General features: G+C 37.8%; 38 protein-coding genes. 1 reads left to right on the top strand and 37 read right to left on the bottom strand.

What is annotated here, in order from left to right; all coding sequences use genetic code 11:
- Window positions 1-175: 175 nt before the first annotated feature.
- From eno to rpsL, 37 genes are all read right to left on the bottom strand, one after another.
- The gene (eno, locus tag FG27_RS11720) at window positions 176-1,462 is read right to left on the bottom strand and encodes a phosphopyruvate hydratase (RefSeq protein WP_037319286.1); all 1,287 of its coding nucleotides are present in this window, start codon (window positions 1,460-1,462) and stop codon (window positions 176-178) included.
- Window positions 1,463-1,704: 242 nt separating this feature from the next.
- Window positions 1,705-2,388, bottom strand: a complete 684-nt coding sequence (locus tag FG27_RS11715) for a hypothetical protein (protein WP_037319283.1) — start codon at window positions 2,386-2,388, stop codon at window positions 1,705-1,707.
- Window positions 2,370-2,906, bottom strand: a complete 537-nt coding sequence (locus FG27_RS11710) for a DUF3575 domain-containing protein (RefSeq protein WP_051935829.1) — start codon at window positions 2,904-2,906, stop codon at window positions 2,370-2,372. The genes FG27_RS11715 and FG27_RS11710 overlap by 19 nt, the downstream gene beginning before the upstream one ends.
- A gap of 33 nt (window positions 2,907-2,939) precedes the next feature.
- Entirely contained in the window at window positions 2,940-3,488 is a 549-nt protein-coding gene (locus tag FG27_RS11705; protein ID WP_037319281.1) for a hypothetical protein, read from the bottom strand.
- A gap of 122 nt (window positions 3,489-3,610) precedes the next feature.
- Window positions 3,611-4,723: a glutamine-hydrolyzing carbamoyl-phosphate synthase small subunit gene (carA, locus tag FG27_RS11700; RefSeq protein ID WP_037319280.1), complete on the bottom strand. Its 1,113-nt coding sequence runs from the start codon at window positions 4,721-4,723 to the stop codon at window positions 3,611-3,613.
- A gap of 203 nt (window positions 4,724-4,926) precedes the next feature.
- Window positions 4,927-5,436 (bottom strand): 50S ribosomal protein L17, encoded by a 510-nt coding sequence (gene rplQ / locus FG27_RS11695; protein ID WP_037319278.1) that lies wholly within the window; start codon window positions 5,434-5,436, stop codon window positions 4,927-4,929.
- 69 nt (window positions 5,437-5,505) lie between these two features.
- Window positions 5,506-6,498 carry a DNA-directed RNA polymerase subunit alpha gene (locus tag FG27_RS11690; RefSeq protein WP_037319276.1) on the bottom strand — a complete coding sequence of 331 codons (993 nt, stop codon included), beginning with the start codon at window positions 6,496-6,498 and terminating at the stop codon, window positions 5,506-5,508.
- Window positions 6,499-6,518: 20 nt separating this feature from the next.
- Entirely contained in the window at window positions 6,519-7,124 is a 606-nt protein-coding gene (gene rpsD, locus FG27_RS11685) for a 30S ribosomal protein S4 (protein WP_037319273.1), read from the bottom strand.
- 88 nt (window positions 7,125-7,212) lie between these two features.
- On the bottom strand, window positions 7,213-7,599 hold the full coding sequence (rpsK, locus tag FG27_RS11680) for a 30S ribosomal protein S11 (RefSeq protein WP_037319270.1): 387 nt from the start codon (window positions 7,597-7,599) through the stop codon (window positions 7,213-7,215).
- 8 nt (window positions 7,600-7,607) lie between these two features.
- Entirely contained in the window at window positions 7,608-7,982 is a 375-nt protein-coding gene (gene rpsM / locus FG27_RS11675; RefSeq protein WP_037319267.1) for a 30S ribosomal protein S13, read from the bottom strand.
- Between the two features lie 2 nt (window positions 7,983-7,984).
- Window positions 7,985-8,101, bottom strand: coding sequence for a type B 50S ribosomal protein L36 (ykgO, locus tag FG27_RS18980; protein WP_013305171.1), 117 nt, complete (start codon window positions 8,099-8,101; stop codon window positions 7,985-7,987).
- Between the two features lie 119 nt (window positions 8,102-8,220).
- The gene (gene infA / locus FG27_RS11670; RefSeq protein ID WP_013073244.1) at window positions 8,221-8,436 is read right to left on the bottom strand and encodes a translation initiation factor IF-1; all 216 of its coding nucleotides are present in this window, start codon (window positions 8,434-8,436) and stop codon (window positions 8,221-8,223) included.
- Between the two features lie 2 nt (window positions 8,437-8,438).
- A complete protein-coding gene (gene secY, locus FG27_RS11665) occupies window positions 8,439-9,776 on the bottom strand; it encodes a preprotein translocase subunit SecY (RefSeq protein WP_037319263.1) in 1,338 nt (445 codons plus the stop codon).
- An 11-nt stretch (window positions 9,777-9,787) separates the two neighbouring features.
- Complete coding sequence (gene rplO / locus FG27_RS11660; protein ID WP_037319260.1) at window positions 9,788-10,240, bottom strand: 50S ribosomal protein L15; 453 nt, start codon at window positions 10,238-10,240, stop codon at window positions 9,788-9,790.
- Between the two features lie 9 nt (window positions 10,241-10,249).
- Complete coding sequence (gene rpmD / locus FG27_RS11655) at window positions 10,250-10,432, bottom strand: 50S ribosomal protein L30 (RefSeq protein WP_037319259.1); 183 nt, start codon at window positions 10,430-10,432, stop codon at window positions 10,250-10,252.
- A gap of 13 nt (window positions 10,433-10,445) precedes the next feature.
- Entirely contained in the window at window positions 10,446-10,970 is a 525-nt protein-coding gene (gene rpsE / locus FG27_RS11650; protein WP_037319256.1) for a 30S ribosomal protein S5, read from the bottom strand.
- A 6-nt stretch (window positions 10,971-10,976) separates the two neighbouring features.
- Window positions 10,977-11,330: a 50S ribosomal protein L18 gene (gene rplR / locus FG27_RS11645; RefSeq protein ID WP_037319254.1), complete on the bottom strand. Its 354-nt coding sequence runs from the start codon at window positions 11,328-11,330 to the stop codon at window positions 10,977-10,979.
- A 12-nt stretch (window positions 11,331-11,342) separates the two neighbouring features.
- Window positions 11,343-11,885, bottom strand: coding sequence for a 50S ribosomal protein L6 (gene rplF, locus FG27_RS11640; protein WP_037319252.1), 543 nt, complete (start codon window positions 11,883-11,885; stop codon window positions 11,343-11,345).
- Between the two features lie 19 nt (window positions 11,886-11,904).
- Entirely contained in the window at window positions 11,905-12,306 is a 402-nt protein-coding gene (gene rpsH, locus FG27_RS11635; RefSeq protein ID WP_037319250.1) for a 30S ribosomal protein S8, read from the bottom strand.
- A 66-nt stretch (window positions 12,307-12,372) separates the two neighbouring features.
- Window positions 12,373-12,642, bottom strand: a complete 270-nt coding sequence (rpsN, locus tag FG27_RS11630; RefSeq protein WP_037319248.1) for a 30S ribosomal protein S14 — start codon at window positions 12,640-12,642, stop codon at window positions 12,373-12,375.
- 2 nt (window positions 12,643-12,644) lie between these two features.
- The gene (rplE, locus tag FG27_RS11625) at window positions 12,645-13,196 is read right to left on the bottom strand and encodes a 50S ribosomal protein L5 (RefSeq protein ID WP_037319245.1); all 552 of its coding nucleotides are present in this window, start codon (window positions 13,194-13,196) and stop codon (window positions 12,645-12,647) included.
- 2 nt (window positions 13,197-13,198) lie between these two features.
- Window positions 13,199-13,510 carry a 50S ribosomal protein L24 gene (rplX, locus tag FG27_RS11620; RefSeq protein ID WP_037319242.1) on the bottom strand — a complete coding sequence of 104 codons (312 nt, stop codon included), beginning with the start codon at window positions 13,508-13,510 and terminating at the stop codon, window positions 13,199-13,201.
- A gap of 12 nt (window positions 13,511-13,522) precedes the next feature.
- Window positions 13,523-13,891, bottom strand: a complete 369-nt coding sequence (rplN, locus tag FG27_RS11615; protein WP_037319239.1) for a 50S ribosomal protein L14 — start codon at window positions 13,889-13,891, stop codon at window positions 13,523-13,525.
- The gene (gene rpsQ, locus FG27_RS11610; RefSeq protein WP_037319236.1) at window positions 13,891-14,148 is read right to left on the bottom strand and encodes a 30S ribosomal protein S17; all 258 of its coding nucleotides are present in this window, start codon (window positions 14,146-14,148) and stop codon (window positions 13,891-13,893) included. The genes rplN and rpsQ overlap by 1 nt, the downstream gene beginning before the upstream one ends.
- An 18-nt stretch (window positions 14,149-14,166) precedes the next feature.
- Complete coding sequence (gene rpmC, locus FG27_RS11605) at window positions 14,167-14,358, bottom strand: 50S ribosomal protein L29 (RefSeq protein WP_037319233.1); 192 nt, start codon at window positions 14,356-14,358, stop codon at window positions 14,167-14,169.
- A gap of 12 nt (window positions 14,359-14,370) precedes the next feature.
- Window positions 14,371-14,790 carry a 50S ribosomal protein L16 gene (gene rplP, locus FG27_RS11600; protein WP_037319231.1) on the bottom strand — a complete coding sequence of 140 codons (420 nt, stop codon included), beginning with the start codon at window positions 14,788-14,790 and terminating at the stop codon, window positions 14,371-14,373.
- 19 nt (window positions 14,791-14,809) lie between these two features.
- Window positions 14,810-15,529: a 30S ribosomal protein S3 gene (rpsC, locus tag FG27_RS11595; RefSeq protein ID WP_037319228.1), complete on the bottom strand. Its 720-nt coding sequence runs from the start codon at window positions 15,527-15,529 to the stop codon at window positions 14,810-14,812.
- Window positions 15,530-15,536: 7 nt separating this feature from the next.
- Window positions 15,537-15,944, bottom strand: a complete 408-nt coding sequence (gene rplV, locus FG27_RS11590) for a 50S ribosomal protein L22 (protein WP_037319226.1) — start codon at window positions 15,942-15,944, stop codon at window positions 15,537-15,539.
- 8 nt (window positions 15,945-15,952) lie between these two features.
- On the bottom strand, window positions 15,953-16,231 hold the full coding sequence (gene rpsS, locus FG27_RS11585; RefSeq protein WP_037319223.1) for a 30S ribosomal protein S19: 279 nt from the start codon (window positions 16,229-16,231) through the stop codon (window positions 15,953-15,955).
- Window positions 16,232-16,237: 6 nt separating this feature from the next.
- The gene (rplB, locus tag FG27_RS11580; protein WP_037319221.1) at window positions 16,238-17,065 is read right to left on the bottom strand and encodes a 50S ribosomal protein L2; all 828 of its coding nucleotides are present in this window, start codon (window positions 17,063-17,065) and stop codon (window positions 16,238-16,240) included.
- Between the two features lie 9 nt (window positions 17,066-17,074).
- Complete coding sequence (rplW, locus tag FG27_RS11575) at window positions 17,075-17,365, bottom strand: 50S ribosomal protein L23 (RefSeq protein ID WP_037319219.1); 291 nt, start codon at window positions 17,363-17,365, stop codon at window positions 17,075-17,077.
- A gap of 5 nt (window positions 17,366-17,370) precedes the next feature.
- A complete protein-coding gene (gene rplD, locus FG27_RS11570; protein WP_037319215.1) occupies window positions 17,371-18,000 on the bottom strand; it encodes a 50S ribosomal protein L4 in 630 nt (209 codons plus the stop codon).
- Window positions 18,000-18,611, bottom strand: coding sequence for a 50S ribosomal protein L3 (gene rplC, locus FG27_RS11565; protein WP_037319213.1), 612 nt, complete (start codon window positions 18,609-18,611; stop codon window positions 18,000-18,002). The genes rplD and rplC overlap by 1 nt, the downstream gene beginning before the upstream one ends.
- Window positions 18,612-18,786: 175 nt before the next feature.
- Window positions 18,787-19,092 (bottom strand): 30S ribosomal protein S10, encoded by a 306-nt coding sequence (gene rpsJ, locus FG27_RS11560; RefSeq protein WP_037319211.1) that lies wholly within the window; start codon window positions 19,090-19,092, stop codon window positions 18,787-18,789.
- A gap of 10 nt (window positions 19,093-19,102) precedes the next feature.
- Window positions 19,103-21,211, bottom strand: coding sequence for an elongation factor G (gene fusA, locus FG27_RS11555; protein ID WP_037319208.1), 2,109 nt, complete (start codon window positions 21,209-21,211; stop codon window positions 19,103-19,105).
- A gap of 6 nt (window positions 21,212-21,217) precedes the next feature.
- Window positions 21,218-21,694, bottom strand: a complete 477-nt coding sequence (gene rpsG / locus FG27_RS11550; protein WP_037319205.1) for a 30S ribosomal protein S7 — start codon at window positions 21,692-21,694, stop codon at window positions 21,218-21,220.
- A 23-nt stretch (window positions 21,695-21,717) separates the two neighbouring features.
- Window positions 21,718-22,092, bottom strand: a complete 375-nt coding sequence (gene rpsL, locus FG27_RS11545) for a 30S ribosomal protein S12 (RefSeq protein ID WP_037319203.1) — start codon at window positions 22,090-22,092, stop codon at window positions 21,718-21,720.
- A 399-nt stretch (window positions 22,093-22,491) separates the two neighbouring features.
- Between rpsL and FG27_RS11540 the strand changes: the two genes are divergently transcribed.
- A complete protein-coding gene (locus FG27_RS11540) occupies window positions 22,492-25,659 on the top strand; it encodes a SusC/RagA family TonB-linked outer membrane protein (protein WP_231563311.1) in 3,168 nt (1,055 codons plus the stop codon).
- Window positions 25,660-25,661 lie beyond the last annotated feature (2 nt).

The following is a 25,661-nucleotide window of genomic DNA, read 5'->3' as shown; positions in this document are numbered from 1 at the left end:
AACTTATTTTCGAGAGTTGCTAATTTAAGAAATCTACTGTTAATTTTGCGTTAAGCGTTGATAAGATTTTCATTGAAACAGGCGATTTTGAGGGCTTTTTTACTGAATTATCTCCAAAAAAAATCCCTTTTGATATTTCTTCAAAAGGGATTCTGTTTTTAGATAAAATCAATAATTAGATTTTGAATGCTTTTCGCTTTGGAAAATAAGCAACTTCACCCAATTCTTCTTCGATTCTAATTAACTGATTGTATTTTGCCATACGGTCACTTCTTGAAGCTGAACCGGTTTTAATCTGCCCGGTGTTTAAAGCTACAGCAAGATCGGCAATAGTATTATCTTCAGTCTCTCCAGAACGGTGGGACATTACTGAAGTAAAGCCGGCATTATGCGCCATATTTACAGCTGCAATAGTTTCAGTTAGCGTACCAATTTGATTTACTTTAATAAGAATTGAATTTGCAATTCCTTCTTCAATTCCTCTTGAAAGTCTTTCAACATTAGTTACAAAAAGGTCGTCTCCAACCAACTGAACTTTATCTCCAATTTTATCGGTTAAGGCCTTCCAACCATCCCAGTCGTTCTCATCCATTCCATCTTCAATAGAAATGATTGGGTATTTAGAAGAAAGTTCAGCAAGATACTCAGCTTGTTCCTCGCTAGATCTTATTTTCCCGCCTTCACCTTCAAATTTCTTATAGTCGTATTTCCCATTCTCATAGAATTCTGCAGCAGCACAGTCTAAAGCGATCATCACATCGTCACCACCTTTATAACCGGCATTCTTTATAGCTTTAAGAATTGTTTCTAAAGCATCTTCAGTTCCATCCAACTTTGGCGCGAAACCACCTTCATCTCCAACAGCTGTGCTTAAACCACGATCGTGAAGTACTTTTTTTAGATGATGAAAAATTTCAGTTCCCATTTTTAAGGCGTGAGAAAAGCTTTCGGCTTTTACCGGCATTACCATAAATTCCTGAAATGCGATTGGCGCATCACTATGTGAACCACCATTTATAATATTCATCATTGGCACAGGAAGCGTATTAGCACTAACCCCACCTATATAGCGGTATAATGGCAAACCAAGTTCGTTTGCAGCTGCTTTAGCTACGGCAAGAGAAACACCTAAAATGGCGTTTGCTCCTAACTTTGCTTTATTTGGCGTTCCATCTATTTCAATCATTGCTTTATCAATCAGGTTTTGTTCAAAAACAGAATAACCTAATAATTCTTCAGCAATTATATCATTTACATTTTCTACGGCTTTTGTAACTCCTTTACCCATATAATCATCGCCGCCATCACGAAGTTCTACTGCTTCATGTTCCCCGGTAGAAGCTCCAGAAGGCACTGCTGCTCTTCCTAAAATTCCATTTTCAGTTAAAACATCTACTTCTACGGTTGGATTTCCTCTTGAGTCAAAAATCTGACGGGCGTGAATATTTATTATTACACTCATAATCTTCTTTAATTAGTTAATTGATTCAACTGCAAGATACAAATTGAAGCTCAAAATAGCGAGTGAAACAGGTAGTTTTAAAGCATTTATAACATTATGAAAACACGAAATGGTTTTCTAAAACAAAGTATTTAAAAGAATCTCAGGAAAAGGTTTTATTTGTTATGAATTTCGCTAATTCCAAAACAGAAAAGTATTTGTATAATTTAAAAGTTTCATTTGAAAATTATTCAGGTAGTTTTTTAATCATTTTCTGAACCGAAAGGATTGTAATAGAAACGAAGACCCAGTCCTATGGTTGAAGTTGAAGCTGACTGTATAAATGCATCTTCTGTTGAAAACTGCATCGTGTCCCAAACATCATTCGCATTAAGCAGTGTATAATGAAGCGAAAGAGCAAACCAATATTTTGCAGTAATCTGCAAACCTTCAAAACCAATAGCGAAACTCCAAAATGAGGTATTGATTCTGGATTCTTCACTTTCTTTCAAACCTATGTACCGGTTATTATCCCCACTGTATTCCAGATAAGCCGTTTCTCCTCTTAATCTCCCTATATGATATTTTGGAGAAAAGGTAATATAGGCGTCTTCTTCACCAAATTTAAGTTTCGGATTTAAAGTGATTACTGAAAATTTAAAGCGTTGCCTCAAAAGCCCTTTTCTTGGATCTTGAATATTAAAATTTTCTCCAAAGACGCTTCTTTCCGGAAGCGTGCCTCCCCCAAAGTCAAAACCTATCTCGGGAGCGAAGAATTTTATCTGATAAACCTGAGAACCCACCGAAAATTTCCCAAAGCTATTATCTTCAAAAGCGGTATGCCGGTACATTTCTATACCTCCATAAAATACAGGGTGTTTCTGCGCCTGCATTTCAGAAATACATAAAAATAAAAGACTGAAGAAAATTAATTTGAAAGAAGCCATCCAAGTCTAATTCCTATGATTGGCGAAAAATATGAATCCCCCAATTCATCAAAACCATATCCAGCTCCTAAATTAAGGTCTAATTTAAAACCACTGCCATAGTAACGTTGTAAACCCCATACCGGTCCTATAGTTCCAAAATAATCTGCGGTATATTCAATATTCCCAATAATGGGTTTTCCAGATTGGAGACTACCGCTAAGTGCAATATAATTTGCGCTATTATTTTTTACTGTTTTATTTTTTTCAATTCTATTCCTGAAATTATAATAATAACGATACTGAGCAGAAAAGACCGGAAAAATTCCGAAAAAATCTCCTGATGAACCGGTACCAAAAGCGATACCTGAACCTGCCCTTAAATCAAGAGTTGTAGAATTTGCAAGTCCAAATTCGTACTCTAAACCAGGAGTTAAGATGTTTATTGACAACAAACCATCTTCTACCGAAGCCTGATCTTGTGCGTTGATGGATAGAAAAGAGAAAAGGCAGAAGCTGAATAGTAGTAATTTTTTCATTGATGCGTTTTTGATGAATTAATTGATTTTGTCTTACAAGTCAAAACCTAGATTAAGCTGAAACATAATCGGAAAAATATTCCCGTTTCCATGTGTATCCAAATAATAATGTGGACCTACATCGAACAGTAGGTGAAAATTCTTGCCATATTTTCTCTGAATTCCCCATGTAGGGCCAAATGCAAAATCATAATCAGAAGTTCTATAAACATTTTCTGCAACTGAAGGCCCACGAGTTATTAATCTGAGTGAAACAAAATTTCCAGAATTGTTATCCACGGTCCGATCTTTTTGTACACGCTTGTTTAGATTATAAAACCATTTTTGCTGTAAATCCAGAAATGGGGCAATTATATAAATGAATCCAGGTGCACCATAAGTAAGGTCTGGATGACCTCCACCATAACCAATTCCCAGACCGCTAGAAAAAGTAGAATACTCACCGGTTGGATGCTCAAGCTCCACAGCGGGATTTAAAAAATTAATTCTCCATACTTTTTCAGTGGAAATTTGGGGAGTCTCTTGTGCAGAAATATGAAAAGTAAAAAATAATAAAATGGATAATAGTAATAGTTTTTTCATTGAGGAGTTTTGATGAGTTTTTGATGAATGAGGTCGCAATTTAGAATAAATCTAGTTTTCATAAAAGAAAAGCCCAAAATCTTTAAATTTTGGGCTTTTTAATTAGTTTTAATGAAAATACTTTAAGCTTTTACTCTTTTAATTCTATCCATAAATTCATCAAATAAATAACTGGCATCGTGAGGACCCGGACTTGCCTCAGGGTGATATTGTACAGAGAAACAGTTTTTGTTTTTCATGGCAATCCCCCCAACAGTATCGTCATTTAAACAAATATGGGTGATCTCTACTTCAGCATTTGCTTCAGTTTCGGCCTTATCCACCGAGAAACCGTGATTTTGAGAGGTGATTTCCCCTTTTCCGGTTTTAAGATTTTTCACGGGATGGTTTATTCCGCGGTGACCGTGGTGCATCTTATATGTTTTAATGCCATTTGCAATTGCAATAATTTGATGTCCCAGGCAAATTCCAAAGAGCGGATGATCTTTCTCTAAAATAGCTTTAGTAAGAGTGATCGCACTTTCTAATGGCTGCGGATCTCCAGGTCCGTTTGAGAGAAAGTAGCCGTCAGGATTCCATTCCTTCATCTCCTCGTAAGTAGCATTGTAAGGAAAAACCTTTACGTACACATCACGCTTCTCAAAATTGCGAAGAATGTTCTTTTTAATTCCAACGTCTAATGCAGCTATTTTATAAGTGGCATTTTCGTTCCCAAAGTAATAAGGCTCTTTGGTAGAAACCTTGGAAGCAAGTTCCAAACCATTCATATCTGGTACTTCGGCAAGCTCTTTTTTAAGCCCTTCTATATTATCTACATCTGTCGAGATAATAGCGTTCATCGCCCCATTTTCTCTAATGTAAGTTACCAACGCCCGCGTATCTACATCAGAAATTGCGAAAAGATTACTTTCATCTAAAAACTCCTGGAGTGAAGAATCGGCAGCTGGGCGGGAATGAGTGTAACTGAAATTTTTACAAATAAGTCCGGAGATCTTAGCTTTATCGGCTTCGCTTTCCTCGGCTAAAGTTCCGTAATTCCCAATATGGGCATTAGTTGTAACCATAAGCTGACCGTAATAAGAAGGATCTGTAAAGATCTCCTGGTAACCAGTCATTCCGGTATTAAAACAAACTTCACCAACGGCTTTACCGTCTTTGTCTCCTACAGCCTTACCGTGAAAGATAGTGCCATCTTCCAGTAAGATAATCGCTTTTTTTCGGGTTTGATATTTCATTCTTATTAATTTGTTGTGTTGCTGGTGTTTCCGCCTGAGCAGAAATGAACTTTAGTATTTAGATTTCCGTCTGCACGGAAATAGACTCCTACTTTTGAGATTTCCGCCTTCGCGAAAATGACTATTTCATTTTAATATATAAAAAAAGGATAAACCCAGAGAGTTTATCCTTTTTAAAAATTAGAACTTTAAAAGATTCATTTCTATTCCTCTTTTTTGTCTTCTTTATTTTCTGAAGATTTATCTTCTGTCTTTCCTTCTGCCTTAGGAGCATCTGGAGTAGCTTCAGTAGATTTCTTTCTACCCGCTCTACGTGTAGATTTCTTCTTCTCTGTTTTACTTAGGTTGTAAGTTTCGTTGTAGTCAACTAACTCGATAAGGGCCATATCGGCATTATCTCCAAGACGGTTACCTAATTTAATTACCCTTGTGTATCCACCCGGGCGATCACCAACTTTAGGAGCTACCTCACGAAACAATTCGGCTACAGCTTCTTTTTGACGAAGTTTACTAAATACCAATCTACGATTGTGAGTAGTATCTTCTTTAGACTTAGTTACCAAAGGCTCTACAAAAACTTTTAAAGCTTTTGCTTTAGCTACGGTGGTATTGATTCTCTTGTGCTCTATAAGAGAGCAGGCCATATTAGCTAGCATAGACTTCCTGTGAGCGGTCTTTCTACCTAAATGGTTTGTTTTCTTTCCGTGTCTCATTGTTTTGTTCTTAATTCATTTTCCCAAAGCGCGATCTTTTGCCGGCTTTTATGGAAAACTACTTATATATTAGTCCTTATCTAATTTGTATTTTGAAAGGTCCATACCAAAGTTAAGTCCTTTGTTACTTACCAGTTCTTCAAGCTCTGTCAAAGATTTCTTTCCGAAGTTTCTAAACTTCATCAAGTCATTTTTATTGTAAGAAACAAGGTCTCCTAGGGTATCAACTTCAGCCGCTTTTAAGCAATTTAAAGCTCTTACTGAAAGATCCATATCTACCAACTTAGTTTTTAGCAACTGTCTCATGTGAAGGGATTCCTCATCATAAGTTTCAGTTTGTGCTATCTCATCAGCTTCTAGCGTAATACGCTCGTCAGAGAATAACATAAAGTGGTGGATAAGTGTTTTTGCAGCTTCAGTAAGTGCATCTTTTGGATGAATAGAACCATCGCTTACGATTTCAAAAACCAATTTTTCATAATCGGTTTTTTGTTCTACACGATAGTTTTCAATGCTATACTTTACGTTCTTTATTGGTGTATAAATAGAATCTGTAAATATAGTTCCAAGAGGTGCGTTGGCTTTTTTGTTTTCTTCGGCCGGAACATAACCTCTACCTTTTTCTATGGTCATTTCCATATTCAGGTTTACTTTCTTATCTGCAGTACAAACCACTTGATCTGGGTTTAGCACTTGAAAGCCTGAAATGAATTTTTGAAAGTGACCGGCAGTAATTTGTTCTTCTCCAGATACAGAAATGGTAACGGCTTCGTTATCTATTTCATCAATTTGCCTTTTGAACCTAATTTGCTTAAGATTCAGGATAATTTCTGTTACGTCTTCAACAACTCCTGGAATAGCGGAGAATTCGTGATCTACGCCTTCTATACGAATGGAAGTGATTGCATAACCTTCTAATGAAGATAAAAGCACTCTTCTTAAAGCGTTACCAACGGTTAATCCATAGCCAGGTTCCAAAGGGCGAAATTCAAATTTCCCTTCGAAATCTGTTGAATCAATCATTATAACTTTATCGGGCTTCTGAAAATTTAGTATTGCCATATTACGACTTCTGTGAATTATTATTTCGAATATAATTCGACGATGAATTGTTCATTTATGTTTTCCGGAATCTGAATACGTCCGGGTACTGAAACAAAAGTTCCTTCTTTAGTTTCGTTATTCCAGGTAATCCATTCGTAAACATTGCTAGAGTTAGCTAGTGAATCCTGGATAGCCTGTAAAGATTTTGATTTTTCACGAACACTTACAACATCACCCGCTTTCAATTGGTAAGATGGTATATTTACCAACTCGCCATTAACCGTAATGTGTCTGTGAGATACGAATTGTCTTGCGGCGCTTCTAGTTGGAGCAATGCCCATTCTAAACACTACATTATCAAGACGAGATTCACAAAGTTGAAGTAGTACTTCACCAGTAATTCCTTGCGCTCTAGTAGCTTTTTTAAACATATTACTAAATTGACGCTCAAGAATACCGTAGGTATACTTTGCTTTTTGCTTTTCCATTAACTGGATAGCATATTCAGATTTTTTACCGCGACGACGGTTATTACCGTGTTGTCCCGGAGGATAATTTCTTTTTTCAAAAGACTTATCGTCTCCGAAAATAGCTTCACCGAACTTTCGGGCTATTTTAGTCTTTGGACCAGTATATCTTGCCATTAACTTTTAATTTAGTAGAAAGGGATTATGAATTAAGGTCTCTGTCCTTCGATAATCTTAACTCCTCTCTTATTATTTATACTTATTATTAAACTCTACGTCTCTTAGGAGGACGACATCCATTGTGTGGTAATGGAGTAACATCAATAATTTCAGTTACTTCAATCCCGTTGTTATGAAGCGAACGAATAGCAGATTCTCTACCATTCCCCGGCCCCTTAACGTAAACTTTAACTTTGCGCAAACCAGCCTCGTGAGCTACTTTAGACGCGTCTTCTGCAGCTAACTGGGCAGCATAAGGAGTATTCTTTTTAGAACCTCTAAAACCCATTTTTCCTGCAGATGACCAAGCAATAACGTCACCCTTCTTATTGGTAAGGGAAACAATAATGTTATTGAAAGAAGCCGTAACGTGCGCTTGCCCTACGGACTCAACGGTTACTTTACGCTTTTTTTGAACTGTCTTCTTTGCCATATTAATTACTATTTAGTCGCTTTCTTCTTGTTAGCAACTGTTTTTCTTCTACCTTTTCTGGTTCTTGAGTTATTTTTGGTTCTCTGTCCTCTAAGTGGTAAACCACTTCTGTGACGAATACCTCTATAACATCCAATATCCATTAGACGTTTAATACTCAACTGCACTTCTGTACGTAATTCTCCTTCGATTGTAAATTCACCCACAGCTTCACGAATACGACCAATTTCATCATCGTTCCAGTCTGAAACTTTTGTGCTTTCATCTACTTTGGCCTGGCTAAGGATCTTTTCAGCCCTGCTTCTACCAATTCCGAAGATATAGGTCAATGCTATAACTCCTCGCTTTTGTTTAGGTATATCTACCCCTGCAATTCTTGCCATAATTAGCCTTGTCTTTGTTTAAATCTAGGATTCTTTTTGTTAATTACGTAAAGGCGCCCTTTTCTGCGTACTATTTTGCAGTCGGCACTTCTTTTCTTTACTGATGCTCTAACTTTCATCTCTTTAGTTTTTTACATTTCACTGAATTTTGAAATAAGCTCAAAATCAGGATTTCAGCATTCATAAATTTTTCAGGTTGCAAAAGTACTGAAAATTTTACAAATAGCTCAATTTACTTTTAGTATCTGTATGTAATACGAGCTTTACTCAAATCGTAAGGACTCATTTCCAGTTTTACTTTATCTCCAGGTAACAACTTAATGTAGTGCATACGCATCTTTCCTGAGATATGTGCTGTCACAACGTGACCATTTTCCAATTCTACACGAAACATTGCATTAGATAATGCTTCTATAATTGTTCCGTCTTGTTCTATTGCCGGTTGTTTTGCCATAATTAAGCTACTGCTTTTCTGTTTTTACCTGTTTTCATTAATCCGTCGTAATGTCTATTCAGCAAGTAAGAATTTACTTGTTGCATAGTATCTATTGCAACTCCAACCATAATTAAAAGCGAGGTTCCTCCAAAAAATAATGCCCATCCTTGTTGCACACCTAAGAGTTGCACCACAATCGCTGGGAACACAGCAATAAGCGCAAGGAAAATAGATCCTGGCAAGGTAATTTGAGACATAATTCTGTCTAAAAACTCCGCGGTTTCAGTTCCTGGACGAATGCCCGGAATAAATCCTCCACTTCGTTTAAGATCATCAGCCATTTTATTAGTAGGTACAGTAATCGCGGTATAGAAGTAAGTAAATACAATAATTAATAATGCAAATACTACATTATACCAGAACCCAAATATATCACTAAAGGCAGCGGTAACACCCTGCGCTGCATCAGACTCAGAAAGTCCTGCAACAGCAGCCGGGATAAACATAATAGCCTGAGCAAATATAATAGGCATTACTCCTGAAGCATTAAGCTTAAGAGGAATGTACTGTCTTGATCCAAAAACATTTTTCTCGTAACCACCAGAAGCAGTTCTTCTGGCATACTGTACAGGAATTTGGCGTACGGCCATTACCAACATTACCGAAGCAAGAATAATAGCAAACCAAATTACCAATTCAATAAGAATCATAATAAGACCTCCATTAGATTCAAATACCCTGGAAGCAAATTCCTGGATAAATGCCTGAGGTAAAGTAGCAATAATACCTACCATAATTAATAGCGAAATACCATTACCAATACCTTTGTCGGTTATCTTTTCACCCAGCCACATTGCAAAAATAGTCCCTGTAGTAAGAATTACCACAGCAGAAGCTACAAATGTAACTGTATCACCTAATAAAAAGGCTTGTTGCGGTAGTGTAGCAAAAAGGTTATAAATATAACCAGGTCCCTGTACTAAAGTAATCGCAATAGTTAGCCAACGAGTGATTTGATTGATCTTACGTCTACCGCTCTCTCCTTCCTTCTGCAGTTTCTGCAAATAAGGTATCGCAATACCCATAAGCTGAACTACAATGGAAGCTGAGATATAAGGCATAATTCCCAGTGCAAAAACAGAGGCATTAGAAAACGCACCACCTGTAAACGCATTTAAGAGGCCTAAAAGACCTCCATCTGTTTGGGATGCCAGATTGGACAACTGTGAAGCATCTATCCCGGGAAGCACAACTTGTGCCCCAAAACGATAAACTAACAATAGACCGAGGGTTACTAAAATTCTGTTTTTTAGTTCCTCGATCTTCCAAATATTTTGAATAGTATTGATGAATTTCATTTGGCTATCTATTATAAAGTAACAACTTCACCTCCAGCAGCTTCTATAGCTTCTTTTGCTGAGGCAGTAAATTTATGAACAGATATTTTCAACTTTGTCTTTAATTCACCTCTACCTAATATCTTTACTGGTTCGTTTTTACTTACAAGACCGTTATCGATCAAAGTACTAACCTCTACAGTATCTTTAATTTTACCTTCATCAACCAAACGTTGAAGAGTATCAAGATTTACACCTTGATAAGCAACACGATTTCTGTTAGTAAAACCAAATTTTGGAACACGGCGTTGAAGTGGCATTTGCCCACCTTCAAAACCTATCTTCTTGGAGTAACCAGAACGAGACTTAGCCCCTTTGTGACCACGGGTGGCAGTACCACCTTTACCTGATCCTTCTCCACGGCCAACACGTTTGTTGTTACTCTTAACTGAACCTTTTGCAGGTTTTAAGTTATTTAATTCCATGTGAATTTATTATTTTGTTTCTTCTACAGAAACTAAATGTTTAACTTTATTTACCATACCAAGGATGTTTGGCGTATCGTTATGCTCTACCGTCTGGCCAATTTTCTTAAGACCAAGAGACTCTAAAACCAATTTCTGATTTTTAGATCGGTTAATAGCACTTTTTACTTTTGTAACTTTTATCTTTCCCATCGTTCTCCTTGATTTATCCTTTAAAAACCTTTTCTAGTGAAATACCACGTTGTTTAGCAACAGTATCAGCACTTCTTAATTGAAGTAGCGCATCGAATGTAGCTTTTACTACGTTGTGAGGGTTTGAAGACCCCTGGTTTTTAGAAAGTACGTCGTGTACACCAACAGATTCCAGTACGGCACGAATTGCACCACCGGCAATAATCCCGGTACCAGTTGCAGCCGGTAGCAAAAGAACTCTTGCACCACCATACTTACCTTTCTGTTCGTGCGGAAGGCTTCCTTTATGTAAAGGAATACGCACTAAATTCTTCTTTGCATCTTCCACAGCTTTAGAGATAGCATCAGCAACTTCTTTAGATTTACCTAAACCTTGCCCTACAACACCATTCTCATCTCCTACTACTACGATAGCAGAAAATCCAAAAGCTCTACCACCTTTGGTTACTTTGGTCACACGTTGTACTCCTACCAAACGATCTTTTAATTCAAGTCCGCCCGGTTTTACATGTTCTACGTTTTTATAATCTTGATACATAATTTTCTAGAATTTTAGTCCTCCTTCGCGAGCACCTTCTGCTAATGATTTAACTCTTCCGTGATACAGGTAACCACCTCTGTCAAAAGAAATGGTTTCTACACCGGCCTTTAAAGCTTTTTCAGCAAGGGCTTTACCAACCAATTCTGCTTGTTTGGATTTATCACCTTCTGCTGTTACACCTTTATCTCTCGAAGAGGCTGCAGCCAGGGTTTTTCCTTCTACATCATCTATAATTTGAGCATAAATTTCTTTATTACTTCTAAATACAGATAATCTTGGACGGCTAGCGGTGCCTGTAATTGACTTACGAACACGCTTTCTTATCTTATTTCGTCTATCTTGTTTTGAAACTGCCATATCTAAACTTTATTAAGCTGATTTACCTGCTTTTCTACGTAATTGTTCTCCAACATATTTAATACCCTTTCCTTTATAAGGCTCTGGCGCTCTGAAAGAACGTATTTTAGCAGCTACCTGACCCACAAGTTGTTTATCGTAAGAAGTCAATTTCACAATTGGGTTTTTACCTTTTTCTGAAATTGTTTCTACCTGAACTTCTGGCGCCAAATCTATTACAATATTATGGGAAAACCCAACGGCTAAATCTAATTTTTGTCCCTGGTTAGTAGCTCTATATCCAACTCCTACCAATTCCAATGATTTCGTATACCCGCTAGAAACTCCTTCTATCATATTGTTAACCAAAGCACGGTACAAACCGTGTTTTGCTTTTTGATCACTTTTCTCTGAAGAACGTTCAAAAGAAATAACACCATCTTCAATTTTCACATCAATGTCGTTAATCTCTTGTTTAAGTTCTCCTAATTTTCCTTTTACCGTTACAATACCATCTTTAAGGTCTACATTCACACCTTCAGGGATTGTAATTGGGTTTTTACCTATTCTTGACATTTCTTTAGTCTTTTAAGTATTAGTAAACGTAACACAATACTTCACCACCAACTTTTTCAGCTTTAGCTTGCTTCCCGGTCATTACACCGTGAGAAGTAGAAACTATAGCGATACCAAGACCGTTAAGGATACGTGGTAATTCATCAGCGCCAGCATACTTACGTAAACCAGGTTTACTTATTCTTTGGATATCTTTAATTACAGGCTCTTTTGTGATTTTGTCATACTTAAGAGCAATTTTAATTGTCCCTTGAGCACTAGCATCATCATCAAACTTGTAACTAAGAATATATCCCTGATCGAATAATATTTTTGTAATTTCCTTTTTAAGGTTAGAAGCTGGTATCTCTACCACCCTATGGTTTGCGGCCACAGCGTTCCTAACTCTTGTCAAATAATCTGCAATAGGATCTGTATTCATCTATAATAATTTGCGGAAGTGGTTTTCGTCCCGACACTCGAGAGAACCTGCTACCAATTTATAATTTTACCAACTAGCTTTTCTTACACCAGGAATTAAACCCTGATTAGCCATTTCTCTAAACATTACACGAGAAAGTCCAAATTGTCTCATATAACCTTTTGGCCTACCAGTTAGCTTACAACGGTTGTGTAAACGCACAGGTGAAGAATTTTTTGGTAACTTTTGTAATGCTTCCCAATCACCAGCTTCTTTCAAAGCTTCGCGTTTTTCAGCATACTTTTTTACCATTTTTTGTCTCTTCACCTCACGGGCTTTCATTGATTCTTTAGCCATAATTAATTCTTTTTAAAAGGTAATCCTAGTTCGGTTAACAATGATTTTGCTTCCTTATCGGTTTTAGCCGTGGTTACAAATGTGATATCCATACCATTAATTCGGTTCACCTTATCAATATCAATCTCCGGAAAGATGATTTGTTCAGTAACACCTAAATTATAGTTTCCTCTACCATCAAAACCATTAGCTTTAATCCCGTTAAAGTCACGAACACGTGGAAGTGCCGATGTTATTAAACGATCTAAGAATTCGTACATTCTATATCCTCGCAAAGTAACTTTTGCCCCAATTGGCATCCCTTTACGAAGTTTGAATGAAGCAACATCCTTTTTAGAAATGGTTTGCACCGCTTTTTGACCTGTAATTGTAGAAAGTTCTTCTACAGCATGGTCAATTAGCTTTTTATCTGCTACAGCTGCACCAACGCCACGGCTCAAAACTATTTTTTCAAGTTTTGGGATCTCCATTACGCTAGCGTAGCTAAATTCTTCTTTTAATGCAGGCTTTACTCGCTCTGCATATTCTGCTCTAAGTCTTGGTACGTATGCCATAACTAAATTACTTCATTAGATTTTTTGGAAAATCTTACTTTCTTACCATCCTCTTCTTTATATCCAACTCTGGTAGTGTTACCATCTTTATCTAAAAGAGATAGGTTGGAAATATGAATAGGAGCTTCTTTCTTTACAATTCCACCCTGTGGGTTAGATGCACTTGGCTTCTCATGTTTAGAGATAGTGTTCACACCTTCCACGATGGCTTTATTCTTTTCTATGAGTACCTTTTGAACTTTACCTTCCTGACCTTTATGGTCACCGGCAATCACTCTTACAGTATCTCCAGATTTTATTTTAAGCTTTCTCATCTTGTTAATGTATTAAAGCACCTCTGGTGCCAATGATACAATTTTCATGAATTGCTTATCACGAAGTTCTCTTGCCACAGGTCCAAATACACGAGTTCCGCGCATTTCCCCGGTAGGGTTTAGTAATACACAAGCATTATCATCAAAACGGATATAAGATCCATCCTGCCTGCGTACTTCTTTCTTGGTACGAACTACAACTGCTGTTGAAACTGCACCTTTCTTGATATTACCGTTTGGTGTAGCCTCTTTTACGCTGACAACTATTTTGTCCCCAACAGAAGCGTATCTTTTCTTTGTACCGCCCAATACACGAATGGTCAAAACTTCTTTTGCCCCGGTATTGTCTGCTACTCTTAGTCTAGACTCTTGTTGTACCATTACTTCGCTCTTTCAATTATTTCTACTAATCTCCAACATTTAGATTTACTTAAAGGTCGTGTTTCCATGATCCTTACTGTATCTCCTTCGTTGCAGTCGTTTGTTTCGTCGTGCGCTACGTATTTTTTCGTTTTTAAAACGAATTTTCCATACATAGGGTGTTTTACCTTTTTAACTTCAGAAACCACGATTGATTTCTGCATTTTATTACTGGTAACAACACCTATACGCTCTTTTCTTAAGTTTCTTTTTTCCATCTTTCAGCAGAATAACACTTATTGTTGTTCTCTTTTAGTTAACTCTGTAGCAAGTCTCGCTATAGTTCTTCGTACAGCTCTAAGCTGTATTGGGTTCTCTAATGGCGAAACAGCGTGAGCCATTTTTAAATCTGAATATGCTTTTCTAGATTTCCCAAGCTCTTCTTGTAATTCTGCCACAGACAGTTCTTTTACTTCTGATTGTTTCATAACTTTATAATATTAAGCTTGATAATCTCTAGCTACAATAAATTTGGTTCTTACCGGAAGTTTCTGCGCCGCAAGCCTTAAAGCTTCTTTAGCAACATCCATTGGCACTCCACCAATTTCAAACATAATTCTCCCTGGTTTTACAACAGCAGCCCAATATTCTACAGCACCTTTACCTTTACCCATACGAACCTCTAGAGGTTTCTTAGTGATAGGCTTGTCTGGAAATATTTTAATCCAGATAGAACCTTCCCTTTTCATATAACGGGTAGCAGCAATACGTGCAGCTTCAATTTGACGAGCAGTAATGAAACTGGAATCCATAGATTTTATTCCAAAGGTTCCATTAGAAAGTCTATGACCTCTTTCGGCATTACCCTTCATACGGCCCTTCTGCTGTTTACGGTATTTTGTTCTTTTAGGTTGTAACATTTTTGTTTACTTTAAAAAATTACTTTCTACGACGTGATTTGTTACCACCTCGTCCGGCTCCAGGTTTTCCTCCTTGCTTCTTAGACATGCCAACAAGCGGTGAAAGATCTCTTTTACCATACACTTCGCCTTTCATGATCCATACTTTAACACCCAATCTACCATAAGTAGTGTGAGCTTCAACTAAAGCATAGTCAATATCGGCCCTAAAAGTAGACAAAGGAATTCGACCATCTTTGTATCCTTCTGAACGTGCCATTTCAGCACCATTTAAACGTCCGGAAATCTGTATTTTGATTCCTTCAGCATTCATTCTCATAGCAGCCGCGATAGCCATTTTAATTGCACGACGGTAAGAAATACGATTTTCAATTTGTCTTGCAACACTAGATGCTACTAAATGCGCATCTAATTCTGGCCTCTTGATCTCAAAGATGTTAATTTGAACTTCCTTGTCGGTAATTTTTTTAAGCTCTTCTTTAAGCTTGTCTACCTCCTGGCCACCTTTACCGATAATAATACCTGGTCTGGCAGTGGTGATAGTAACGGTTACAAGCTTAAGCGTACGCTCAATAATTACCCTGGATACACTCGCTTTAGAAAGACGAGCATGGATGTACTTTCTAATCTTATCGTCTTCGGCTAATTTATCGCCGTAGTCATTTCCTCCGTACCAGTTGGATTCCCATCCTCTTACGATACCAAGGCGATTCCCGATTGGATTTGTTTTCTGTCCCATACTCTACTTAGCTTTGTGTATTATTGTTTTCTCCAAGCACCAAAGTAACGTGATTGGATCTCTTTCTAATTCTATGTGCGCGACCCTGTGGTGCAGGACGTAGCCTTTTAAGCATCGCTCCTCCATCTACACGGATTTCTTTTACAAACAATTCAGCCTCTTCAATACTAGCTTCTTCGTTTTTAGACTGCCAGTTGGCAATTGCTGAAAGCAACAATTTCTCTAAACGTCCAGAAGCTTCTTTCTGACTGAATTTCAATATTTGAAGCGCTTTTTCTACTTTCTCACCTCTTACTAAATCCGCAACAAGGCGCATTTTTCTAGGTGAAGTAGGGCAGTTATTCAACTTTGCAAAAGCTACCTGTTTTTTGGCCTCTTTTATCTGCTCTGCTCTTTCTCTTTTACGAACTCCCATAGCTTCAATTATCTTTTACCTTTATTTTTCGCACCAGCGTGCCCTCTAAAGGAACGTGTTGGTGAAAATTCTCCTAATTTATGTCCTACCATGTTCTCTGTTACATATACAGGTACAAATTGTTTCCCGTTGTGAACAGCGATAGTTTGCCCTACAAAATCTGGAGTTATCATTGAAGCTCTTGACCAGGTTTTGATCACGGCTTTTTTACCAGACTCAATGTTTTGAGCAACCTTTTTATCTAACTTATAGTGAACGTAAGGTCCTTTTTTTAATGAACGTGCCATATCTTATTATTTCTTTCTACGTTCTACAATATATTTATTACTCGCTTTCGTTCTAGAACGGGTTTTGAAACCTTTAGCAGGTAAACCTTTTCTTGAACGTGGGTGACCACCTGAAGCTCTACCTTCACCACCACCCATTGGGTGATCCACAGGGTTCATTGCAACTGGTCTGGTTCTTGGTCTAATACCCAACCAACGACTTCTACCAGCTTTACCAGAAACCTGAAGTTGGTGATCACTATTTGAAACAGCTCCAATTGTAGCCATACAAGTAGATAACACTCTTCTAATTTCTCCTGAAGGTAGTTTCACGGTTGCATATTTCCCTTCTCTTGCCAATAATTGAGCAAAAGCTCCAGCACTTCTTGCCATTACAGCGCCTTGCCCAGCTCTAAGCTCTATACAAGAAACAACCGTACCCAGTGGAATACTTGCTAACGGCATTGCATTTCCAATTTCCGGAGCTGCAGAATCTGTACTTGACACAATGTTTTGACCTACCTGTAGCCCATTTTGAGCAATAACATATCGTTTCTCACCATCCTGGTAATTTAACAATGCGATAAAGGCAGTTCTGTTAGGATCGTATTCTATACTAGCAACAGTAGCAGGAATTCCATGCTTGTCACGTTTAAAGTCTACAATTCTGTAACGTCTTTTGTGACCCCCACCTTTATAGCGGATAGTCATTTTTCCCTGACCGTTTCTCCCACCTGATTTTTTTATCGGAGCCAAAAGGCTTTTTTCCGGCTTATCAGTAGTAATGGCGTCATACCCATTTACTACTCTAAAACGCTGACCAGGGGTGATTGGTTTTAATTTTCTAACTGACATTTTTTAATCTTAAAGATTACTGTATAAATCAATAGTTTCACCTTCCGTCACCTGTACCAATGCCTTTTTAAAAGCTTTGGTTTTACCAGTGATCATACCAGACTTTGTATATCTGGTTTTGCGATCTGGACGGACATTAATAGTACGAACTTTTTCAACTGAAACCCCGTAAGCAGCTTCTACTGCGTTCTTAATTTCAATCTTATTCGCCTTATTGTCTACCACGAAAGAATAACGATTATTTAGCTCGCTATCTCCTGTGGCTTTTTCTGTAATAATTGGTTTTATCAAGATACTCATAAGGCTTATTTACTTAAATTCGACTCAATTCCTTCTAAAGAACCTTCAAGCAGCACAATATTCTTAGCATTAAGAATTCCGTAAGTGCTTAATTCTGAGGAATTTACAACCTCAAGTCCTTTTAAATTACGTGACGACAAATATACATTTTTATTTGAGTCACCCAACACTATAAGTGATTTTTTGTCCTGAATACCAAGGGCTTTCAAAACATCTATCATACTTTTTGTCTTTGGCGCATCAAAAGAAAAGTCTTCAACTACGAATATTGATTCTCCTTTTGCTTTAATCGACAAAGCCGATCTTCTAGCCAAACGTTTTAAATTTTTATTCAATTTAAAACCGTAATTTCTTGGTCTAGGTCCAAAAATACGTCCACCACCTCTAAAGATTGGAGACTTAATACTACCAGCACGTGCTGTACCAGTACCTTTTTGTTTCTTGATCTTACGGGTACTCCCAACAATCTCAGCTCTTTCTTTAGCTTTGTGGGTTCCCTGGCGCTGATTAGCTAAATATTGCTTAACATCAAGATAAACAGCGTGATCGTTTGGCTCTATAGCGAAAACAGAATCAGAAAGCTTTGCTTTTCTGCCTGTTTCTTTTCCTTTTATATCTAAAACTGCTACTTCCATTACTTGCTAATGATTACGTATGAGTTTTTATGACCTGGCACACATCCTTTTACTACTAAAAGGTTTTTATCTGCCACGACTTTTAAAACTCTCAGGTTTTCTACTTTTACTCTTTCTCCACCCATTCTACCGGCCATTTTCATTCCTTTGAAAACCCGTGCAGGGTAAGACGCTGCACCAATAGAACCTGGAGCTCTTAATCGGTTATGCTGACCGTGAGTCGCCTGACCCACACCACCAAAGTTGTGTCTTTTCACAACCCCTTGAAAGCCTTTACCTTTAGAAGTACCTGCAATATCTACAAATTCTCCCTCATTAAAGTGCTCTACCGTGATAGCGTCACCTAGTTTATAATCTGCTTCAAATCCTTTGAATTCAACGACTTTACGTTTTGCAACGCTTCCTGCTTTTTTAGCGTGCCCTTCGGACGCTTTGTTTGCAGTCTTTTTGTCATCGAAACCAACTTGAAGTGCCTCATACCCGTCAACCTCTTTGGTTCTGACTTGGGTAACTACGCATGGACCTGCTTCTATAACAGTACAAGGGACATTTTTCCCGTTCTCGTCAAAAATGCTAGTCATGCCTATTTTTTTTCCTATTAACCCAGACATAATTAATTATTGATTATTACTTATTTATTTAAAAAAATTCAGGGCAGAAAAATACTTTCGCCCTGAATGTATCTTTCTTCCGTTTTTCCCTCGCCAACTGCTCGGGACATGTATACTTGAGTTTAACTCAAGCGTATTAAACTAGGGTCTTCTAAAAAAGGAAAACCCGGTTTTATCACACCTTGATCTCTACTTCAACACCACTAGGTAATTCTAACTTCATCAACGCATCAATGGTTTTTGAAGAAGAACTGTAGATATCTAAAAGCCTTTTGTAAGAGCTCAATTGAAATTGCTCTCTAGCTTTCTTGTTTACGTGAGGAGAACGTAAAACAGTAAAAAGTTTTTTGTGAGTAGGCAAAGGAATCGGCCCTGTTACCACCGCACCTGTAGTTTTTACAGTTTTCACGATCTTCTCTGCAGACTTATCTACCAGGTTATGATCGTAGGATTTTAGTTTTATTCTTATTTTTTGACTCATTTTCCTAATATTATTCGTTTGTACCTTTTGCTGCCTTAATTACTTCTTCTGAAATATTAGAAGGAGTTTCAGCATAGTGAGAGAATTCCATAGTTGAAGTTGCTCTACCAGAAGACAATGTTCTTAATGTTGTTACATATCCAAACATTTCAGACAAAGGCACTTCTGCTTTAATAATCTTAGCTCCAGATCTATCAGACATACTGCTAACCTGACCTCTTCTTCTATTAAGGTCACCAACAATATCTCCCATGTTTTCTTCTGGAGTTACTACTTCAATTTTCATAATTGGCTCAAGAACTACAGCGCCGGCTTTTTTAGCAGCGGCTTTGTAACCCATTTTTGCAGCCAATTCGAAAGAAAGTTGATCGGAATCTACAGGGTGAAAAGATCCATCTTTAAGGATTACCTTCAAAGTATCCATTTGGAACCCGGCCATTGGCCCGTTTTTCATGGCTTCCTTAAATCCTTTTTCTACCGAAGGAACAAATTCTTTAGGAATACGCCCACCTTTAATTTGGTCTACAAACTGAAGTCCTTTTCCTTCAAAGTCTTCGTCTACAGGTCCCATTTCAAAAACAATATCAGCAAATTTACCACGACCACCAGATTGCTTTTTATAAACCTCTCTATGCTCTGCAGTTTTAGTTACTGTTTCTTTATACTCAACTTGAGGCTGACCTTCGTTAACTTCAACTTTAAATTCTCTCTTTAAACGATCTACAAGAATTTCAATATGAAGCTCTCCCATTCCAGAGATAATAGTTTGTCCTGAAATCTCATCAGTCTTAACCTGGAAAGTTGGATCTTCTTCAGCTAATTTAGCTAAAGCCATACCCATTTTGTCAACATCAGCTTTCGTCTTAGGCTCTACCGCGATACCAATTACTGGCTCTGGGAAAGTCATAGACTCAAGAACGATTGGGTGTTTCTCATCAGTTAGCGTATCACCGGTTTTAATGTCTTTAAAACCAACAGCTGCACCAATATCCCCAGCTTCAATTCTATTAATAGGCTCCTGCTTATTAGAGTGCATCTGGTAAATACGAGAAATACGCTCTTTTTTACCTGATCTATTATTCAACACATAAGATCCTGCATCTAAAGCTCCCGAGTAAACACGGAAGAATGCCAAACGACCAACAAAAGGATCAGTAGCAATTTTAAATGCTAATGCAGAGAAAGGAGAGTCAACGTGTGGCTTTCTGCTTTCGTCTTCATTAGTCTCAGGGTTTGTTCCAACAATAGCTTCTACATCTACTGGAGAAGGCATATATCTCATTACTGCATCAAGCATTGCTTGCACACCTTTGTTTTTAAAGGCAGAACCACACATCATAGGTATAATAGACATATCTATGGTTGCAGCTCTAAGCGCAGCAATAATCTCATCTTCAGTAATTGAATTTTCATCTTCAAAGAACTTTTCCATCAATGCTTCATCATACTCGGCTACAGCTTCTACAAGCTCAGTTCGGTATTTATTCACATCATCCATAAGTTCTTCAGGAATATCTATAGTCTCATAGGTCATCCCGTGATCCTCATCATTCCAAATAATCGCTTTTTTGGAAATAAGATCAACAACTCCTTTAAAGTCAATTTCGTCACCAATTGGAACTTGCAATGGCACCGGGTTTCCACCTAGCATTTCTCTAACCTGCTTACACACATTAAAGAAGTCAGCTCCCTGACGATCCATTTTATTTACAAACCCTAAACGTGGTACTTTATATTTATCAGCCTGTCTCCAAACGGTTTCAGATTGTGGCTCAACACCATCTACAGCACTGAACAATGCAACTACACCATCAAGAACACGTAAAGAACGCTCTACCTCTACGGTAAAATCAACGTGACCAGGAGTATCGATAATATTTACCGTAAATTCCTGATCTCTATACATCCACTTACAATGCGTAGCAGCAGAAGTAATTGTAATACCTCTTTCCTGCTCCTGTTCCATCCAGTCCATAGTAGCAGCACCATCATGCACCTCACCTATTTTGTGGCTTATTCCTGTATAATAAAGGATACGCTCTGTTGTTGTAGTTTTACCTGCATCAATATGAGCTGCAATTCCAATATTTCTAGTAAATTTTAAATCTCTTTGTGCCATTTTATTTTAGAATCTAAAGTGAGAGAATGCTTTATTAGCTTCAGCCATTTTATGAGTATCAACTCTTTTCTTAACTGCAGCACCTTCTTCTTTAGCAGCAGCAAGAACTTCAGAAGCTAATTTCTGCGCCATAGATTTTTCGTTTCTCTTACGTGCAAATGAAATTAACCACTTCATAGCAGTTGCTACTTTTCTATCTGGTCTTATTTGCATCGGGATTTGAAAGGTTGCACCTCCAACTCGTCTACTTCTAACTTCAACGTGAGGCATAACATTAGAAAGAGCATCTTTCCAAATTTCCAAACCTGTTTTTTCTTCGTCTTGTTTCTTCTCTTCTATAATTGCTATTGTATCATAGAAAATTTTAAAGGCTACCGATTTTTTACCATCCCACATCATCATGTTCACAAAACGCGTAACAAGTTGATCGTTAAATTTTGGATCTGGTAAAAGCGGTCTTTTTTTGGCCTGTCTTCTTCTCATTTCTTTACATTAAAAGTTTTTAATTACTTTTTAGGGCGTTTGGCTCCGTATTTAGACCTACGCTGGCTTCTACCTTCAACACCCGCAGTATCTAATGCACCGCGAACAATGTGGTATCTCACACCTGGCAAATCTTTTACCCTTCCACCTCTAACCAATACTATCGAGTGCTCTTGTAGATTGTGACCCTCACCTGGAATATAAGCGTTAACTTCTTTTCCGTTAGTCAACCTAACCCTAGCTACTTTACGCATAGCCGAGTTTGGCTTCTTAGGTGTAGTAGTATACACACGTGTGCACACTCCTCTTCTTTGAGGACACGAATCCAAAGCAGCCGATTTACTCTTCTTGGTTATCTGGGCTCTTCCTTTTCGTACTAATTGTGAAATTGTTGGCATAATTTCTTTTACCTAATTATTAATAAATTTAATCCCCTGTTTTTTAGGGTTTGCAAATGTAGAAATAAAAACAAATTTATCAAACTATAATTAATTAATTTTCAGAAGGATGATATAACAAAAGGTAAAAACCTAAAATAAACATCAATCTAAACAACCTAGATCTCATTTAATTCTACATATTAATACTTACAAAAAAAACCTCAAAAACTCGAAACTTCAAATACTACACGCGATTAGTTTCTTTACACTCAACATACCCTAAATTAAATCTTAGGTATCGACAGAATAATGAGTCTTAACAAAACATTAAAATATTTCACAAAAGCTTGCTTTATTAACTATTTATTAGCATTTTTGGTTTGGCTAATTCAAATAAAACTCAACATGAAAATCAAAATGAACATTTTTTTAACGCTTTTCTTAGCGTTAGTCGTGCAAGTAAGTTTTGCACAGGAACGTACCATTACGGGTAGCGTTCAGGATGAAGATGGTTTACCGTTACCTGGGGTAAACGTATTAATTAAAGGAACAAGTACAGGTGTCCAAACCAATTTCGATGGTGAATTTTCTATCAATGCACAAACTGGAGAAATTCTGGTTTTCTCGTTCGTAGGAATGGAAACTACAGAATTCCCTATCACCAACGAGACCACAGAGGTTCAAATTACCATGGGAGGTGATGCCGCACAATTAGATGAAGTGGTTGTTACTGCATTAGGTATCAAATCGAATCCACGATCTCTTACTTACGCCGCCGAAACAGTAACCGCTGATGATATTGAAAATACCGGAGAAACAAACCTCGTTAACTCCCTATCTTCTAAGGCTGCTGGTGTTAGCGTAGTTAGTTCTTCTGGATCCGTAGGTGCCTCTTCTAATATTCGAATTAGAGGTAATACTTCAATTAATAGATCTAATGCCCCCTTATTTGTAATAGACGGAGTTCCAATTGACAACTCATCGTCTGGAAATGGTGTAGGTGGAGTAGATGCTTCCAACAGGGCGGTAGATATTGCACAGGCAGATATCGAATCTATAGAGATTTTAAAAGGAACTGCAGCACAAACTCTTTACGGTCTTAGAGCCGCTAACGGAGTTGTACTCATTACAACTAAAAAAGGTAAAACCGGTGCACCGGTAGTGTCAGTAACATCCACGCTTCAATTTAGCGAAGTAAATAAATTACCAAAATTACAAAGTGAATTCGCACAGGGACAACCTGTTGGTGGTGTAGCTACATATCGTGGCCCTGAAACTCAAGAAGGGTTTAGTTGGGGACCTAGAATTTCTTCCCTAGAATTTGATGGAGACACCTCATACCCTTACGATCGCAACGGTAGATTAGTGCCTGCAGGCCAGGGTAATGGCCAACCAGCTAATGCCTATGATCAATATGATTTCTTTACTACAGGAGTTCTTCAGGACAATAATGTTTCTGTGAGAGGAGGAACCGAAGATGTTAAATATTATATTTCAGGATCTCATCTAGACCAAACTGGTGTCGCTCCTCAGGAACAATTTAATAGAACGTCTTTTAGAAGTGATATAACCGCAGCTTTAACCGATAACTTTGAAATATCAGGTAGCGCAAACTTTATTAATTCCGGTGGCCGTAGAGTTCAAAGAGGATCAAACGTATCAGGTGTAATGCTTGGCTTAGTTCGCTCCACCCCAACTTTTGACAATGGTAATGGTTCATCTGGAAGAGATGCAGCCAACACACTTTCTACTTATCAATTGCCCGACGGAACACAAAGAAGTTACCGCGCCGGAATTTATGATAACCCATATTGGACAGTATCAAAAAACCCAGCTTTTGACGATGTAAAACGTTTTATTGGTAGATTATCTTTTGAGTACAAGCCGTTTGAATGGGCTACTGTTCAGGGAACCTTTGGATATGACCAGTATGCTGATAAGAGAAAACAAGGGATTGATGTGAATTCTGCAGGAAACCCACAAGGGCAAGTTTTTAACCAAACTATTTTTAATGAAGATATTAACACACAATTACTCTTTTTAACAGAGAAGGAAATTAGTGATAAATTGCTATTTAATGGCGTGGTTGGTTATGATGGCTACAAAACTGAAACTCAATTTGATCAGGTTACCGGGCTAGGAATGACAATACCAAGCTTTTTCGTTATTTCTAATACAGCAAGTCAGGCGGTATCAGAATCAATAGATAGAAGAGAGCTTGATGCAGTGCTTGCAGATGCTCGTTTTGCTTACGACGATACTTTTTTCATAAACGGAACCTTTAGAAACGACTGGTCATCTACCCTACCTGAAGACAACAACTCTTTCCAATCTTACAGCTTTGGATCAAGTTTTGTTTTTACAGAGTTATGGGACAGTGGAATTATGAACTACGGTAAATTAAGGGGATCATACGGTAAAACTGGTAATGACGCTCCAACGTTTTCCACTCTCACCTATTATGGAGCAGCCGCCGCCGGAGGAGATGGCTTTATAGACGCTAATCAATTTCCAATATTTTCAACCGTAGCTTTTGAAAGATCTGCCTTGCTTGGAAACGCTAATATAAGACCCGAGGTCACCACAGAATATGAAGTGGGAGCAGAATTCAATTTCTTCAACTCCAGATTAAAATTTGATGTAGCCTACTACAACAAAACTACAGAAGATCAAATTATTCAAGTAGATCAACCAGCAGTGACAGGTTACACGGCAAGGGTTCTAAACGCAGGTATAATTGAAAATAAAGGATGGGAAGTTACTGCCGGTTTACAACCTGTAAGAACAGAGAATTTTAATTGGAACATAGATGTTAACTGGACCACTTTTGAGAACGATGTTGTAGAACTAGCACCAGATGTTGAGTCTATTCTATTAGCTGGTTTCACCTCTACATCAAGTAGAGTTATTGCCGGTCAACCTTATGGAGCCATCTTTGGTTCAAGATTTCAAAGAAATGATGCAGGTGAATTATTAATTGGAGACAACGGTTTCCCTATTGTGAATCCAATTGATGGAGTGGTTGGAGATCCAATTCCGGACTGGACCGCGGGAATAAGAAACACACTTTCCTACAAAAACTTTAGCATCTCTGCTTTATTAGATATTAGACAGGGTGGTGATGTATGGTGTGGAACTTGCGGAATTGTCGATTATTTCGGAACTTCACAAACTACCGCAGAACAAAGGGATATTACAGACTTTGTTTTTGATGGTGTTAACGCAAATACAGGAGAAACAAATACTACTGAAGTAGCCCTTGCTGATCCAGCCAACGGTTTAGGAGGAAATTATTGGACAAGATATGCGTTTGGAGGAGTCTCTGAGGACTATATTTTTGACTCATCTTGGGTAAGATTAAGAGAAGCTTCAATTACTTACTCACTTCCTTCCAGCCTTATAGATAACACATTCTTGTCTGGCGGTTCTTTTACCCTGGCGGGAAGAAACTTATTCCTCATAACAGATTATCCTGGCATTGATCCTGAAACCAATTTAACTGGCGCATCAAATGGTATCGGTTTAGATTATTTTAACCAACCAAATACTCGCAGCTATGCGCTAACCGTAAAACTTAACTTTTAATA

The sequence above is a fragment of the Salegentibacter sp. Hel_I_6 genome, assembly GCF_000745315.1.
Lineage (GTDB): Bacteria > Bacteroidota > Bacteroidia > Flavobacteriales > Flavobacteriaceae > Salegentibacter.
The sequence above is the reverse complement of the archived record's forward strand: the minus strand, read 5'-3'. Positions and strand labels throughout refer to the sequence as shown.

Excerpts from the sequence above, each read along its gene's own strand:
- rplV (WP_037319226.1), bottom strand. The coding sequence starts at position 15,944 with ATGGGAGTTCGTAAAAGAGAAAGAGCAGAGCAGATAAAAGAGGCCAAA.
- infA (WP_013073244.1), bottom strand. The coding sequence starts at position 8,436 with ATGGCAAAACAACCGGCAATAGAACAAGACGGAACAATTATAGAAGCA.
- fusA (WP_037319208.1), bottom strand. The coding sequence starts at position 21,211 with ATGGCACAAAGAGATTTAAAATTTACTAGAAATATTGGAATTGCAGCT.
- rpsM (WP_037319267.1), bottom strand. The coding sequence starts at position 7,982 with ATGGCAAGAATTGCAGGGGTAGATATACCTAAACAAAAGCGAGGAGTT.
- rplO (WP_037319260.1), bottom strand. The coding sequence starts at position 10,240 with ATGGAATTAAATAACTTAAAACCTGCAAAAGGTTCAGTTAAGAGTAAC.
- rpsD (WP_037319273.1), bottom strand. The coding sequence starts at position 7,124 with ATGGCAAGATATACTGGTCCAAAGACTAAAATAGCCCGAAAGTTCGGT.
- rpmC (WP_037319233.1), bottom strand. The coding sequence starts at position 14,358 with ATGAAACAATCAGAAGTAAAAGAACTGTCTGTGGCAGAATTACAAGAA.
- rpsH (WP_037319250.1), bottom strand. The coding sequence starts at position 12,306 with ATGAATACAGATCCTATTGCAGATTATTTGACAAGAGTTAGGAACGCT.
- rpsL (WP_037319203.1), bottom strand. The coding sequence starts at position 22,092 with ATGCCAACAATTTCACAATTAGTACGAAAAGGAAGAGCCCAGATAACC.
- rpsN (WP_037319248.1), bottom strand. The coding sequence starts at position 12,642 with ATGGCTAAAGAATCAATGAAAGCCCGTGAGGTGAAGAGACAAAAAATG.
- rpsK (WP_037319270.1), bottom strand. The coding sequence starts at position 7,599 with ATGGCAAAGAAGACAGTTCAAAAAAAGCGTAAAGTAACCGTTGAGTCC.
- FG27_RS11705 (WP_037319281.1), bottom strand. The coding sequence starts at position 3,488 with ATGAAAAAACTATTACTATTATCCATTTTATTATTTTTTACTTTTCAT.
- rplQ (WP_037319278.1), bottom strand. The coding sequence starts at position 5,436 with ATGAGACACGGAAAGAAAACAAACCATTTAGGTAGAAAGACCGCTCAC.
- rplD (WP_037319215.1), bottom strand. The coding sequence starts at position 18,000 with ATGGAAGTAGCAGTTTTAGATATAAAAGGAAAAGAAACAGGCAGAAAA.
- ykgO (WP_013305171.1), bottom strand. The coding sequence starts at position 8,101 with ATGAAAGTTAGAGCATCAGTAAAGAAAAGAAGTGCCGACTGCAAAATA.
- rpmD (WP_037319259.1), bottom strand. The coding sequence starts at position 10,432 with ATGGGAAAGATAAAAGTTACAAAAGTAAAAAGTGCTATTAACCGATCT.
- rplE (WP_037319245.1), bottom strand. The coding sequence starts at position 13,196 with ATGGCATACGTACCAAGACTTAGAGCAGAATATGCAGAGCGAGTAAAG.
- rplC (WP_037319213.1), bottom strand. The coding sequence starts at position 18,611 with ATGTCTGGGTTAATAGGAAAAAAAATAGGCATGACTAGCATTTTTGAC.
- FG27_RS11710 (WP_051935829.1), bottom strand. The coding sequence starts at position 2,906 with ATGAAAAAATTACTACTATTCAGCTTCTGCCTTTTCTCTTTTCTATCC.
- FG27_RS11715 (WP_037319283.1), bottom strand. The coding sequence starts at position 2,388 with ATGGCTTCTTTCAAATTAATTTTCTTCAGTCTTTTATTTTTATGTATT.
- rplP (WP_037319231.1), bottom strand. The coding sequence starts at position 14,790 with ATGTTACAACCTAAAAGAACAAAATACCGTAAACAGCAGAAGGGCCGT.
- rpsS (WP_037319223.1), bottom strand. The coding sequence starts at position 16,231 with ATGGCACGTTCATTAAAAAAAGGACCTTACGTTCACTATAAGTTAGAT.
- rpsE (WP_037319256.1), bottom strand. The coding sequence starts at position 10,970 with ATGTATCAAGATTATAAAAACGTAGAACATGTAAAACCGGGCGGACTT.
- carA (WP_037319280.1), bottom strand. The coding sequence starts at position 4,723 with ATGAAATATCAAACCCGAAAAAAAGCGATTATCTTACTGGAAGATGGC.
- rpsJ (WP_037319211.1), bottom strand. The coding sequence starts at position 19,092 with ATGAGTCAAAAAATAAGAATAAAACTAAAATCCTACGATCATAACCTG.
- rpsC (WP_037319228.1), bottom strand. The coding sequence starts at position 15,529 with ATGGGACAGAAAACAAATCCAATCGGGAATCGCCTTGGTATCGTAAGA.
- rpsG (WP_037319205.1), bottom strand. The coding sequence starts at position 21,694 with ATGAGAAGAAGACAGGCCAAAAAAAGACCGCTTTTACCAGATCCAAAA.
- FG27_RS11540 (WP_231563311.1), top strand. The coding sequence starts at position 22,492 with ATGAACATTTTTTTAACGCTTTTCTTAGCGTTAGTCGTGCAAGTAAGT.
- FG27_RS11690 (WP_037319276.1), bottom strand. The coding sequence starts at position 6,498 with ATGGCAATACTAAATTTTCAGAAGCCCGATAAAGTTATAATGATTGAT.
- rplB (WP_037319221.1), bottom strand. The coding sequence starts at position 17,065 with ATGTCAGTTAGAAAATTAAAACCAATCACCCCTGGTCAGCGTTTTAGA.
- rplX (WP_037319242.1), bottom strand. The coding sequence starts at position 13,510 with ATGAGAAAGCTTAAAATAAAATCTGGAGATACTGTAAGAGTGATTGCC.
- rplN (WP_037319239.1), bottom strand. The coding sequence starts at position 13,891 with ATGGTACAACAAGAGTCTAGACTAAGAGTAGCAGACAATACCGGGGCA.
- rplF (WP_037319252.1), bottom strand. The coding sequence starts at position 11,885 with ATGTCAAGAATAGGTAAAAACCCAATTACAATCCCTGAAGGTGTGAAT.
- eno (WP_037319286.1), bottom strand. The coding sequence starts at position 1,462 with ATGAGTGTAATAATAAATATTCACGCCCGTCAGATTTTTGACTCAAGA.
- rpsQ (WP_037319236.1), bottom strand. The coding sequence starts at position 14,148 with ATGGAAAAAAGAAACTTAAGAAAAGAGCGTATAGGTGTTGTTACCAGT.
- secY (WP_037319263.1), bottom strand. The coding sequence starts at position 9,776 with ATGAAATTCATCAATACTATTCAAAATATTTGGAAGATCGAGGAACTA.
- rplR (WP_037319254.1), bottom strand. The coding sequence starts at position 11,330 with ATGGCAGTTTCAAAACAAGATAGACGAAATAAGATAAGAAAGCGTGTT.
- rplW (WP_037319219.1), bottom strand. The coding sequence starts at position 17,365 with ATGAGTATCTTGATAAAACCAATTATTACAGAAAAAGCCACAGGAGAT.